The following is a 12,203-nucleotide window of genomic DNA, read 5'->3' as shown; positions in this document are numbered from 1 at the left end:
TCGAATCCTGCCGGGGGCACCTTGTATTAGGTGCCTAAAGGCCCCGCCATCAGCACGTTCGCTGAGGACGGGGTCTTGGCGTGTGTGCGGGCGGATGCCGCCGAAAGCAGCTGTTTGCCAGTGATCACGTAATGACGACGTAATGATCTTGGCGGCTCTTCTGGCAGGTCAACGGTCGTTTGTCCTCGCCTTGAACGTAGCTTTCCGACACACCTCCGACACGACGAAAGCCCCGGATCACTCCGGGGCTCGCGTGAAGGGCGTGTCGGTCAGTGTTCGGTGTCGACCCCCTCCCCCAGACCCTTCAGGATCCGGTCGTTCATCTCCTGCTCCTGGCCGTCGATGCACTTGGCGTAGATCTTCAGCAGCACGTCGACCGAGTGCCCGGCACGGGCTGCCACCTCCGGCGCGGGCACTCCGGAGTTGAGCCACTGGGAGACGCCCGCGTGACGGAGGTCGTACGGACGGAAGGCCAGGACTGACGACACCTGGTGCGGTACGAGCGCCAGTTCCCGCGCTTGCTTCCACGCTCGCGAGTACGACGAGGCCGCGATCATGTTGCCCCGCTCACTGGAGAACAGCCGGCCGTCCGTGGACGTACCGAACTCCTTCAGGTGCTCACGGAGCAGTTTCACCAACGGAGGCGGAATCGGCACGATGCGCACCTCACCTTGGGCCCGTTGCTTCAGGCCACGCCGATCATGTGCTTCCCCGGAGTCCGTCCACGCCTTCCCCGCCGTGGGACGGGTCTCCGCAAGTTCGATGCGGCCCCAGCCGGACGCCGGAAGCGTGCAGTCGGAACGGCGGAGACCCAGCGCCTCGCCCGGCCGCATGGCCGCGTAGTACAGGCACCCGAAGAACGCCTTCAGCCGTCGGCCGCTCGCACGATCGTAGCCACCTACATAGGTGAGGGCGGTCATCAGTTCCCGAGCCTGCCGAGGATTGACCACCACCCGACGGTCAACTTCCTGCACCGCACGCTTGCCCCGCTTGCGCCTCACCCGACTCAGCGGGTTGGACGGAAGGTGTTCCAACTCCACCGCGTATTCCAGTGCGTTGAAGACAACTGCCCTGCGCCGACGATAGGTCTGGGTCGCCGCAGGCTTGCCGTCCAACCTCCGGCCCAACCCGTCGATCAGCTCATGCACTCGGGTGATCTCCTGTAACTCCCCCACGGGCAGCGAGGCCTTTTGGATCCACCGCACGGCCGCGGCGATCTCCTCCGGTCGCTCCCGTTCCCTGCGGGGAACCGGCAGGACGTACGAGCGCAGCGCCCGCCGCAACGTCTCGGGAGCGGGCCGCCCCCTCCCCGGCTTAATGAGGAGGGGGACGACCGTAGCCAGCGCGTCAGTAATGCTGTCCCGTTGCTTCGCTGAGGCCTCCGACCAGCGTGCTTCCACGTACGTCCGCGACAGGTCGAGGAACGACAAGGCCGCTTTCCCTCCGCGGAGCGAGTCGGGCAGACCGGTGACAGTGTCGAACGGTTCGCCCTTGTCGGCTGCGCGGAGGAGCTTGGCCCGGAAGCGGTCCGCGAGCGCCTTTGTCTTGTGCGACTCGTGGAACGGCTCACCGCCCACGGACCAGCGCACGAGGTACGTCGGTTTCTTCGCCGACCGGTTGATACTCAGCTTCCAGATGACGACCTTGTACGACTTCACGAGGTGGCCCCCTCCGCACGTTTCTCCAACCAGTCGTTGAGCACGTCTCGCCGGACCCGTAACTCACCGTTCGGTAACCGGATGCAGCGAGGGGCTATGCGCAGTTCCCGCCAGCGATAGAAGGTGCGCCGGGAGATCCCGCCCAGTTCTTCGAGCACCTGCCGCACGGTGAGCAGTTCGGCCGCTTCCTCACGTGCCATGACGACCACCGCCCTCCCGCACGGAGGCAGCCAGGAGCGCCGCCTCCGGCGAGTAACCGCGCCCGGCATAGCGCCACTGGCCAACCGTGATCGTCGAGCGGGCGCCGATACCGAGAGCCGTGTGCTGCTCTTGCGCACGGTGTTCGGCACGAGCTTCACGGAGCGCGGTCAGCGTCGTCGAATAGCGGCGTGACTTGGTGGAGAAGTGGCCGCCGTAACCGAGCATGTGCGCCCAGCGCCGCAGGCCGAGAGGTTCGAACGGAGACAGCCCTCCGAGCCACCAGCAGGTGCTGATCAGGCGGAGCACGTGAGCCCGTACCGGCAGCATGACCAGGTCCCGTGCGTGGTGGACCCGGCCGTCCACCGCGCCGGCGGACTCCGCTCCCTTGGCGGCGTACTTGGCGATGTAGCCCGCGACGGCAGCCGAGGTCAGCGGCTCTCCCGCACCGAACGCCGCGATGGGGCGCACGTCGACCTGTTCGCCAAAACGCAGCATGCGAGGACCGACGACCTCCGCGCCCGGAGCGACGAGTCGCACCCGCACGACGACCGCCCGCACCGCCTCCGCCAGGAGAGCCGTTGTCGCCCAGCCAGGTGGAACCGAGGCCGGTCCGTCCGGCCCGTCGAGGCGAATCACGGCATGGAAGTGGACCAGGCCGCGCCGCTGATACTCGGCAACCTTCGCGTACGACAGCCGTACAGACTCACTGATCTCTGTACGGGACAGCCCGACCCTCCGGGCGATCTCGCGCCGCAGTTCCAGCCCGAAGCGGTGCCAGAGTTGCCCGGCGTGCGCCTGCCAGAGCACAGCCCCGGCGTAGTCGTAGCAGCGCGGGCAGAGCGGTTCACCAAGGCGGGGATCGTCCGCAGTGTGCCGCTCATGGCAGCCGGTAGCCGATCCGTGTCGGCAGCACTCCCCCGACCTCCGAGGACGGCAGGCACGTACCCGTCCGTCTCGTTCACGGCGAGTGTGGACCGGGCCGAAGCCGGGAGCGGTCAGGGTGGCGAACACTCGAGGGTGCCCGCTCACCTCCTCCGTGACGTTCTTGCCGCCGACGAGACCGGCCCGGATCAGCTGATACGTGTCTGCCCGGTAGAGCCGGGAACAAGTCGGGCAGACAGTCGCCCGACGGTTGCCGCACGCGGTCAGCAGCCGACCGCCGTAGACGTCCGACTCGTACGAGAACAGTGCCTCGCCCGTAGTCGTGTCGAAGACGGTTGCCCCGCCGACCAGGTGAATCGGGTTGGTACAGCCGCCCAGGCGGACGATGTTCCGTCGCCAGGCCGCGAACTCGGGCTCCGATGCCCTCGCGACCAGAGCGGCAACGTTCTTCGGAAGCGGCGCGGTCATCGCCGATCACCGCCCCCGAACGCCTGCCACATCACGGCAGTGATCCCCTGCGGTCGGGTCTTGGCGCTGAACCGGAGCGTCGGATCGGTGAGCCACAGTGCGGCGGCATGCGCCGGGCACAGGTGTTGCTCGAAACCGTCGAGCCCAACGAGGACGATCTGTTCCCGTCCGACGCAGGTCGGCCGTTCCTTCTCCCTCAACTCGCAGTCGGGTTGCGTAGATTTGCGCGAACGATGCGCGGTGGACAAAGTGTGAGTGCTCCTTTCACTGCTCATGTGGCGGATGGAGTGGGTTCCTGACGGGGTCGGGTTTGGCGACTTCGCGCCCCGTCGGGAGCCCGTCGTACGGGCGATCACTGCCGCTCCTCGGGCGGTACTTCGGCGGCGCCGTACGAGATCGGTCCGAAGTCGCGGCGTGCGTCGAAGTAGCCCAGGCCGACGTCTTCCGCCGGCACGCCGAGCGGAGCGGCGACGTGCTCCACCCCGGCTCGACGAGCGACTGAGTCGACGGCATCGACCAGGACGACGACCGACGCGTGACGCGGTACGACGACTGCCGGATTGGCGGTCAGGAAGTCGACCAGCTCCCGCAGACCGGCCAGGAAGGCTGCACGGTCACCGGAGCGGATGACGTAGTCGGACACGGAAAGTCCCTTTCTCGGGTCAGTGGGCGCGTTGGGCGCGTTCAGAAACGGAGTTGGCCGAGGAAGCCGTTCACGCCGTCCAGGAGCGTCTGGACGAACGGCGCGGCCACGGTCCGGGAGAGCAGGAAGCCGAACGTTCCGCAGATCAGCGCATCGGCCCATCGCAGGTAGCGGATGCGCAGGAGGAACCAGATCAGCAGGCCGAGCAGCAGCACCGCAGACATGGACACCAGCACGGCAGGCCCCTTTCATCGCGCTTCGACGTGAAGCTCGGAGAGGACAGGGGTCAGGTGCGCGTACTCGGCGGCCACGGCTTCCGCCTCCACCTCCGTGATCAGGTGCGACCGGGCGCGTTCCCAGCCATCGCCGGAGGCGAGGACGGCCGTGCCCGACTGTTCGGGGGTGATGGCCTGCGCCGCCTTGAGCGCGTCGGGGTTGAGGTCTCCGAGCGCCATCTCAGCCGTACCGGGGTCGGCCACGCGGTGACACACACGGCCGCCGAGTTGTGCCCGCAGGGCGGTGACGCCGGGTCCCAGGTCGGAGCCGACGCGTTGGCCGGCGACGACGAGGAACACTCCAAGAGCCGCACCGAGTTGGGCCAGCCGGATCAGCGCCGTACCTGCCGCCTGTGCTTCGTCCTTCTCGTTCCGGCTCGCGACGAGGAAGAGTTCCGCGAGCTCGTCGACGATCACGACAACGGGGACCGGTCGTTGCTTGTCGGGCAGGCCCCAGATGTTGCGGACGCGAGCCGCCCGGCAGACGGTCATGCGGTCGAGGGTGAGGTCTACGAGCGCGGTCAGCAGCCGGACCGCCTGCCCCCGGTTGGTCGCGAGGGCGGACAGCCGCGGTTCGTAGAGGGACAGTTCCATGCCGCCCTTGCAATCGATGCCGACCAACGCGACGGGCTGCGGCGCGAGGCCCGCCACGAGTGCGTTGATGAGCGTCGACTTACCGGAGCGGGTGGCCCCCACGATCAGCCAGTGCGGCACCCGCCGTAGGTCGACCACCCACGCGGCCCCGGTCTCCAACGCACCTACCGCTACGCAGAGCAGACGACCAGGCCCGCGCTGCTTCGGCACCCGAGGAGCCGCCAGCGGATCGGACACCGAGGCAGCGACACGCACGATCCCCGGCTTCCAGGAGGTCACACGCACCGCGTGGACTTGCCAGTCCTCGGCCATCGCGGGAGCAGCCTTCACGAAGTCTTCGGGCACCTGCCCCGGTAACAGCCGCACCAGCAGCCAGAAACCACCGGCGGTCGGTCGTACGAGGCCGCGCCGGGGCACGCGCGGCTGAGGCGGAGGTGCCCCGTTGCCGATGAGCCCGGAGACCACGGTCAGGGCTGGCCGACGGCTGACAGCCAGCCCGCACCCGGCCATCAGGGCTCGCCAGGTGTACGTCACCCGGAGGGCCGTAGCCGGGAAGCCGAGTATCAGCCACCAGGCCAACGGGTAGCGGCGGCGCAGGACCGGGCCTGTGATGAACAGGCCCGACACCAGCACTGTGGCCACCAGCAGAACCCAACTCGGCCAGGTCTCCCGGCCCGAAGAATCGGAGGCCAGGATCATCACTGCGCGGCCCCCTTCCCCGCCGAAGTCGGGGCGCTCAGGGGCCGGATCTCCGCGGCACGGAAAGCAACGCCGTGCCGCCCGTCGTTCTCCCACGGGGTAGCGACCAGGTCTCGCACGGCCACCGGCATGCCGAGCTGGATGCCGACCGGCTCCCCAGCGACGCTCACGTTCACGACGTCCGCCGAGCCTCCGGCCATCAGGCAGAGGCCGACTTGGTACACGGTCTTTCCGGTCTCTCGGTCAACACGAAGTTGACCGGTCTCACGGTTGGCAACCCGCGGAGCAGGGGGAACGGCGCAGATAATCCCCGTGAACTTCGCGGTGTCGATCGGAAGGCTTGCCACTGTTCGGATCTCCTCATCTCTGGCACCCGAAGGCCAACCCTTCGGGTTGCTTTACCACCCGTACTACGGGTTACGAACAAGAGTGACCACCCGTAGTACGGGTTGTCAACCGTCTAGTGATGAGCGAAGCTGTCCACGAACGTGGGCAGTTGTCTACGGGAGCGCACAACCGCAAAGGTCACGGCCACGGAGGGCCCCACATGCCGCCGAAGAACACGCAGCCGAAGTACCGGCAAATCGCCGACTACCTGCGCGAAGGCATCCTGAACGGCACCTACCCGGCCGGCCAACCGCTCCCGTCCGAGGAGTCGTTGGCGAAGCAGTTCGGGGTGACGCGCCCAACGGTGCGGCAAGGACTCACGGAACTCCGGGCGTCAGGGCTCGTCGAGGCGATCATGGGCCGCGGAACCTTCGCCCGCTCACCCCACGGTCGCCCCAGTCACACGCGCCCGCGCGGCGTACGCCGAGCTGCGGACGGGCGCTACATCGAAGCCGACGGCCTCCGCTGGACGGACGCCGAGCCACCCGTAGCCACCCGTACCGACGCCCCGTTGGCCTTGGCGGACCTGCTCCGCATCCCGCCGGGCGAGCCGATGTTCACGTACGACGCCCTACAGACCGCGGACCAGGGCCACTTGCGCCAGTTGCACCGGACGTACATCCCGTTCTCGGTACTCCTCGACACCAAGTACGAGGAGGAGGCCCCACCGCCGGCGCCGGGTCTCTACACCGCACTCACCGAACTGGGCCACGAACTCCACTTCACGGAGTACATCCGCACCCGCATGCCCCTACCGGACCAGGCCCAGGCTCTCCGACTCTCGGACGGGGTCCCACTCCTGCACGTGCTCCGCGTGACGCTCGCAGAGACAGACAAGCCCTTGGCACTGGAGGAGTTCCACTTGCCGGGCGACGAGTTGGAGCTCTCGTTCAGGCTGTAGCGAACCGCGGTTGGCTCAGACTTTCTCTACGTCATCAAGGCGGCTCGCTCCGCTCCCCGCGCGCGGCCCGGCCCCCGGCCGGGCCTGCGCTCCTGTCTCCGCCCCGCTCCAACCCGGCCGGCGCCCGTACCGCGCGCACACCATTCAGTCGCCGGACGACAGGCAAGGAGTCGGTCGTGGCTGAGGGGTCAGCTCACCATGTCAGCTTGCTTTCTCCCCACAGACACCGGTACGCAACTGCACGTTTCACGGAACCAGAAGGAACGATTTCGACGCTTTTCCTTACACGGTGGCCGATGCCTTCCTAGGCTAGGCCAGTCGTAGCCAAGGAAGCCGTCCGGAGGGGATCACGTGGGTGATGAGATCGTGCAGTTGGTGGACCAAGTCGGACCGTACCTGTCCACGGCGGTGAGCGCGTACGGAGTAGGTGTGCTGACCCGTGCTGAGGACGCGGCGGTGGATGCGACAGCGAATCTAGGCCGGCGAATCCTGCAAGCAGTGTGGCACCGCCGCGGCGAGCAGGGGCGCACGGATCTCGCAGCCGCGGTACAAGATGCGGCTGAAGACCCAGAAGACGGGGATGCGGCAGCGGCGCTGCGACAGCAGATCAAGCGTGCCCTGCGGGAAGACACGGCGTTGCGAGATGAACTGGCACGGATCCTGCCAGCCGCTAGCGCGAGATCCGTGAACGTAACAGCGTCCGGCGAGCGTGCCATCGCGGCGCAAACCATCGGTACGGCCGCGACTGGGGACAACGTCACCCTGCGGCCATGAGTGAGCAACCCACAGCCAGGCGCGGCAGCCCGCAAGCTACAGGCAAACGATCGGTAGCGGCTGGCAACATCGGCATGGCCATAACCGGGGACAACGCCCGTCTAATCATGGTGTCAACCCAGCCAGTCCAACAGGCAGACGGGGGGATTACGCCGACGGGCTTGGGGAACCTGTCGAGTGCAGTTTCTGAACTCTTCGACCCTCCAGTACGCTCGAATTATGCTTCACAAGTTCGGCGGATTGCTCCCGATGAGCTGGTAGGCCGTGAATACGAGTTGAGATATCTTGCCGACTACTGCACATCCCCTCAATCCGAGCCTTATTTGTGGTGGAGTGCAAGGGCATGGGCCGGTAAGTCAGCACTGCTGTCATCATTTGTAATGAAGCCGCCAGCCGGAGTACGGACAGTATCGTTCTTTATTACCGCCCGCCTGGCAGGGCAGGCGGATCGGCGGGCGTTTTCCGACGTTGTGCTTGAACAACTCCTAGAAATAACTGGCGAGTCGATGCCGCCGTTACTCACTGATGCCACCAGAGAAGCCCACCTCCTTGGCACGCTCGACCGCGCAGCCAAGACCTGCCAGGAGGCAGGCGAGCGCCTAATTTTGATCGTGGATGGACTTGACGAAGATCAAGGAGTAACAGTTGGCCCCGATGCTCACAGCATCGCTGCGCTTCTCCCCTCTTCTTTGCCGGCCGACATGCGGGTTATCGTGGCCAGTCGACCTAATCCGCCCCTTCCCTCAGATGTTCCTGACGATCACCCTTTGCGCCATCGAGTGATGGTATGCCCACTGCAGACTTCTCCGCATGCTGAAGTGGTTCGTCAAGACGCAGAGCGTGAACTCAAGCGGCTTCTCCACGGAAGCACAACCGAGTTGGATTTGCTTGGCTTTCTGGCAGCCGCAGGGGGTGGCCTAACTGAAGAAGATCTTGCGGAGCTCACCGACCTTTCGGTTTGGGAAATCGAGGGTCACTTGAGCGCAGTTTCTGGCCGCACCTTCATGTCACGATCCGGCCGCTGGCAGGCTGGCACTGTCTATATGCTCGGTCACGAGGAACTCCAGCAACAAGCAACTAAATTTCTCGGCGTGAAGCGTTTGGATGCTTACCGACGGAAATTGAACGCCTGGGCAGATGAATATCGTACGAGGCATTGGCCCCCAGACACACCAGACTATCTGCTGCAAGGTTACTTCAAGCTCTTGAATGCAGCAGGCGATAAAGAAAGCATGCTCGCATGCGCTACAGACCCTGATCGTCATGATCGAATGCTTGATATTATTGGCGGAGACACCAGCGCAATCGCCGAGATTACAACAACTCAAGAATTCCTTGCCGCTCAGCCTAATCCCGACTTGCTTGCACTTAGCAGGCTTTCCATTCATCGAACCAGACTTTCAGAGCGCAACGACGCCATACCCGTGAATCTGCCAGGAGTATGGGCTCAAGTTGGACGCCCTAGCCGTGCTGAAGCATTGGCTCGATCAATCACCGTGCCATTTCGCCGGGTCCAAGCGCTAGCTGCGGTAGCCCGCGAGGTGGCAGCCGCTGGAATCCTTACACAGGCTAAAAGGATTAGCATCCAGGCTGAGCAATCTCTAGATGACATCAACGATGAATACGAGCACGCCCAAGGACTAGCAGTAGTCGCGCGAGCAGCTGCAGAAGCTGGGGATCCAAGTCGCGCCCACGCTCTGATTGAGCGCGCCGAACTGGCAACCAATGCACTAACTGACGCGCCTCGCCAAGGTCAAGTCCTTGTATCCATTGTGCGCGCTACCGCAGCTGCGGGAAATCCGCATCGCGCTAGCGAAATTGCTGAGAAAATTACTGCTCGGTCTGAACGTGCGCTAGCTTTGATGGCCATTAGCATCGAGTCAGCCAATGCTGGTGACATAGCATACAGTCGCCGGATTGCCAATTCTATACAAAGTCGCTCTGAGCACGCGCAAGCCCTTGCTGCCATAGCCAAGGGAGAGGATTTTGGTGGAAAACACCGCGAAGCCGTCAAAACTATGGCGATGGCTGAAGCAACGGCTCGCGCAATCCGCAATCCCAGCAGAAAAGCATGGACCCTTGCATTTGTTGCTTTTGCTGCCAGTTCCATAGGGCGGTTCAGTAAGGCTATCGAAATACTGAACAATGCCGAGCAAGTCGTCAGCCTCATTGGCAGATCTTCCGACCGCGAAGAAACTCTTAACGCTCTCGCTCGTGCGGCTGCGATGGCGAAGGACCCAGACCGAGCAGAAGTGACCGCCCGGCAGATTATGGGGGCGAATAGAAGACTGAAGGCGCTTGCCGCTTTGGCGTCCGGTCTCGCTGCAGCCGGCTACGAGAACAAAGCTATCGACGTGGCAATCGAGACCGAACGGGAGGCTAGGAAGGTAAGTGGCCCATCTCAAACGGTAAAGGGACTCGCCCTGCTGTCACAAGCAGCGGCCGCGGTGGGTGATATTGATCGTGCCGAGAAAGTCGCCCGGTCTATCTCCGACCTCCCTCAGCGAGAACGAACATTGACCGTTGTAGCGGAGGCCATAGCCCGATCTGGTGATTTTGAGCAGGCAATGAAGCTCGCCGCCTCAATGGAAAATGGATCTCAGCAGGATAAGACTGTTTCGATAATTGCGACCGTGGCCGCTGCCGCTGGAGAATTAGAGCAGGCAAAGAAAATGGCCGCTTTAATCCGCGATCCAACGATGAAGGAGAAGGCGCTGGCCAAACTGTCGGCACCTAGAGTCGATTTTACGACATCACCCAAAAGGGACGATGAAAGTAGTTCGACACTCCATATGGACGCCCACGCGGATTACTCAAAGGAGGTGAGAGACGCACTCGTTTCTCAAGATTTTCAGGCAGCGGAAGAGATTTCCACGACGATCGATAACCCGTATAGTCAATTCAAATCGGTCGCCGCCATCTCTCGCGCCATAGCAGAAACTGGCGACATTGAGCGAGCCGTGCGATGTGCGGGCTCTATTCAGAATAATCCGCTTCGCGCAAAAGCGCTCGTTTCCCTTGGGGAAACTCTGATTGACCTCGGGAATAAAGAAGCAGCAGAGAGACTGTTTGATCAAGCCGTCGCAATTTCTAATAAGATCGCTAACCCAACCTATCGCGATCAGCTAGCGGCTCAGATCGCGCAGCGTCTTGCTCACGCCGGAAACCTGGATCGAGCCGAGACCATGGTTCTCTCGATGATCGAATCGACCGCGCAACAAAAAGCGCTCGCAGCAGTCGCCGTGGCTGCCGCCAAATCCCGTAAAGTTGATCAAGCGCAGCGGATTGCTAGCGCGATCTCCGAATCTCGCAGAAAGGCCAGAACCCTTCTCTCGATTACCCAAGCAGGCGTTAATCAAGGCTGTATAGAAAAAGCTGAAATAATCGCACGTTCAATCAATCTTCCCGTCTTACAAGCGCAGGCTCTGGGTGTTGTTGTTCAGGGCCTTGCCGTCAGCGGTCAGGTCGACAAAGCTGAACAAGTCGCCCATTCCATTTCTTACCTTCCTGAGCAAGCTCGAGCGCTTTCTAATCTGGCGTCCAATCTATCGCCCACGGACTCTCGACCTCTCATAGCGCAAGCCCTAACGGTTGGGCACTGGCAAATTTGCCTCTCGGTGGCAATACGCGTTGAACCGGATTTAATTTCCGTTATGACGGAGGAATTTCTCCGTACGAGAGATCAGGCAACCCCGTAACGAAAAGTCCACGGTGGTCGGGCTCAAGTGCTCGCGTCACGGGCCGGCCGTCACGGCTTGCTGTGGTCGACGGCACCGACAGCATGGCTGAGGTCCGTGGGGGCGGAGCGAGGCACACGCGCGCGTAGTCGATCGGCGCGCCCGCCGTCGTGGCTGACTGTCGTCGGCTGAGGTTCAGACGGGGCGTGTCGAAGGTGTCGACGTCAGCCGAGGGCATCAAAGCTGGGCCGTCTCTGGGCCGTCCGAGGCTGCTCGACGGTGGCCAATGACGACCAACGACGACCACCAGGCGCACGAGCCCACCGTCCTCGACCAGCAAAAACCCAGCTCACCAAGATCCCCGACAAGACCCAGGGCAAGAAGAAGCCGAGGCCACAACGGCAATCGGCTGGTCAGGATGTCTCATCGCCTCCACCATTGGCCCATGGATCGGTTGCAGCACAGCGCTTGGCAGTACGTAGCGGAGGTACTCCCACCCGAGGAGCTCCCGACGCTCGCTGCGCATGCGCTCGTCGACGGGCGTGATTCCCCTGCCCTGCGCGAGCTCGCCGGACTGCCGCGCAGGAGCGACGAGACCGAGATCCGTGAGCTGTACGTCCAAGCCCTGCACGAACTCGGCATACCTCTTCCCGACGAGGAGGCAGCCGGCCGATGCCTCCTCGCGAGACTCGCGTTCGGTCTCGCGAAAGGCGAGCTGAGCCCCAAGGACGTAGCCGACCGGTTGTCAATGACGGTCGCGGCCCGCACCCAAGAGGAAACACGGTTCCTCTCCGTCGCAGCGGACTACAGCGAATGGATCGGCCCTGACGACCTCCCGGGATGGGAGAACGATCTGAGAACCGCGGCCCATTCGTTGACCGCCTCTACCGACCTCGGCGCCGACATTGGCGTGCCGAGTTCGCGGCGCGACTGACTCACCCGCCTGAACGTACTCCCGTGCCAATCCCGTGCCAGATACTGCGGGGGAACCACGGGGAACAGCAGTCACCCCACCCAGCACACCCTCAGGCCATGACGCCGCTC

Annotated in this window: 11 protein-coding genes; 4 read left to right on the top strand and 7 right to left on the bottom strand. The window is 63.7% G+C overall.

Features of this window, described 5'->3' with window-relative positions:
- Nucleotides 1-269 precede the first annotated feature (269 nt).
- From AOK01_RS22165 to AOK01_RS22130, 7 genes are all read right to left on the bottom strand, one after another.
- A complete protein-coding gene (locus AOK01_RS22165) occupies nucleotides 270-1,658 on the bottom strand; it encodes a tyrosine-type recombinase/integrase (RefSeq protein WP_055514386.1) in 1,389 nt (462 codons plus the stop codon).
- Entirely contained in the window at nucleotides 1,655-1,858 is a 204-nt protein-coding gene (locus tag AOK01_RS22160) for a helix-turn-helix transcriptional regulator (protein WP_055514394.1), read from the bottom strand. The genes AOK01_RS22165 and AOK01_RS22160 overlap by 4 nt, the downstream gene beginning before the upstream one ends.
- The gene (locus AOK01_RS22155; protein ID WP_055514384.1) at nucleotides 1,848-3,209 is read right to left on the bottom strand and encodes a replication initiator; all 1,362 of its coding nucleotides are present in this window, start codon (nucleotides 3,207-3,209) and stop codon (nucleotides 1,848-1,850) included. The genes AOK01_RS22160 and AOK01_RS22155 overlap by 11 nt, the downstream gene beginning before the upstream one ends.
- Before the next feature lie 352 nt (nucleotides 3,210-3,561).
- Nucleotides 3,562-3,852 (bottom strand): hypothetical protein, encoded by a 291-nt coding sequence (locus AOK01_RS22145; protein WP_055514382.1) that lies wholly within the window; start codon nucleotides 3,850-3,852, stop codon nucleotides 3,562-3,564.
- A gap of 41 nt (nucleotides 3,853-3,893) precedes the next feature.
- Nucleotides 3,894-4,088 (bottom strand): hypothetical protein, encoded by a 195-nt coding sequence (locus AOK01_RS22140; protein WP_055514380.1) that lies wholly within the window; start codon nucleotides 4,086-4,088, stop codon nucleotides 3,894-3,896.
- Nucleotides 4,089-4,100: 12 nt separating this feature from the next.
- Nucleotides 4,101-5,420, bottom strand: coding sequence for an FtsK/SpoIIIE domain-containing protein (locus tag AOK01_RS22135; RefSeq protein ID WP_055514378.1), 1,320 nt, complete (start codon nucleotides 5,418-5,420; stop codon nucleotides 4,101-4,103).
- A complete protein-coding gene (locus AOK01_RS22130; protein WP_055514377.1) occupies nucleotides 5,420-5,767 on the bottom strand; it encodes an SCO3933 family regulatory protein in 348 nt (115 codons plus the stop codon). The genes AOK01_RS22135 and AOK01_RS22130 overlap by 1 nt, the downstream gene beginning before the upstream one ends.
- 200 nt (nucleotides 5,768-5,967) lie before the next feature.
- Here AOK01_RS22130 and AOK01_RS22125 point away from each other — a divergent pair, with 200 nt between their 5' ends.
- The 4 genes from AOK01_RS22125 to AOK01_RS22120 all read left to right on the top strand — a co-directional run bounded on the left by AOK01_RS22125 (nucleotide 5,968) and on the right by AOK01_RS22120 (nucleotide 12,093).
- Nucleotides 5,968-6,708, top strand: a complete 741-nt coding sequence (locus AOK01_RS22125) for a GntR family transcriptional regulator (protein WP_055514375.1) — start codon at nucleotides 5,968-5,970, stop codon at nucleotides 6,706-6,708.
- A gap of 351 nt (nucleotides 6,709-7,059) precedes the next feature.
- On the top strand, nucleotides 7,060-7,482 hold the full coding sequence (locus AOK01_RS41515) for a hypothetical protein (RefSeq protein ID WP_107099882.1): 423 nt from the start codon (nucleotides 7,060-7,062) through the stop codon (nucleotides 7,480-7,482).
- A complete protein-coding gene (locus AOK01_RS43670) occupies nucleotides 7,479-11,180 on the top strand; it encodes a P-loop domain-containing protein (RefSeq protein ID WP_157871435.1) in 3,702 nt (1,233 codons plus the stop codon). Before AOK01_RS41515 ends, AOK01_RS43670 begins: the two co-directional genes overlap by 4 nt.
- 424 nt (nucleotides 11,181-11,604) lie before the next feature.
- Entirely contained in the window at nucleotides 11,605-12,093 is a 489-nt protein-coding gene (locus tag AOK01_RS22120; RefSeq protein ID WP_055514372.1) for a hypothetical protein, read from the top strand.
- The last annotated feature ends 110 nt before the right edge of the window (nucleotides 12,094-12,203 follow it).

It is taken from the genome of Streptomyces aurantiacus (assembly GCF_001418335.1).
Taxonomy (GTDB): domain Bacteria; phylum Actinomycetota; class Actinomycetes; order Streptomycetales; family Streptomycetaceae; genus Streptomyces; species Streptomyces aurantiacus.
Note: the sequence above shows the minus strand (reverse complement) of the source record. Positions and strands in the feature narration are given on the sequence as shown.

What these genes read in the sequence shown, in the direction of transcription:
- AOK01_RS22160 (WP_055514394.1), bottom strand. Translation starts at nt 1,858, where the DNA reads ATGGCACGTGAGGAAGCGGCCGAACTGCTCACCGTGCGGCAGGTGCTC.
- AOK01_RS22155 (WP_055514384.1), bottom strand. Translation starts at nt 3,209, where the DNA reads ATGACCGCGCCGCTTCCGAAGAACGTTGCCGCTCTGGTCGCGAGGGCA.
- AOK01_RS22135 (WP_055514378.1), bottom strand. Translation starts at nt 5,420, where the DNA reads ATGATCCTGGCCTCCGATTCTTCGGGCCGGGAGACCTGGCCGAGTTGG.
- AOK01_RS22125 (WP_055514375.1), top strand. Translation starts at nt 5,968, where the DNA reads ATGCCGCCGAAGAACACGCAGCCGAAGTACCGGCAAATCGCCGACTAC.
- AOK01_RS43670 (WP_157871435.1), top strand. Translation starts at nt 7,479, where the DNA reads ATGAGTGAGCAACCCACAGCCAGGCGCGGCAGCCCGCAAGCTACAGGC.
- AOK01_RS22120 (WP_055514372.1), top strand. Translation starts at nt 11,605, where the DNA reads ATGGATCGGTTGCAGCACAGCGCTTGGCAGTACGTAGCGGAGGTACTC.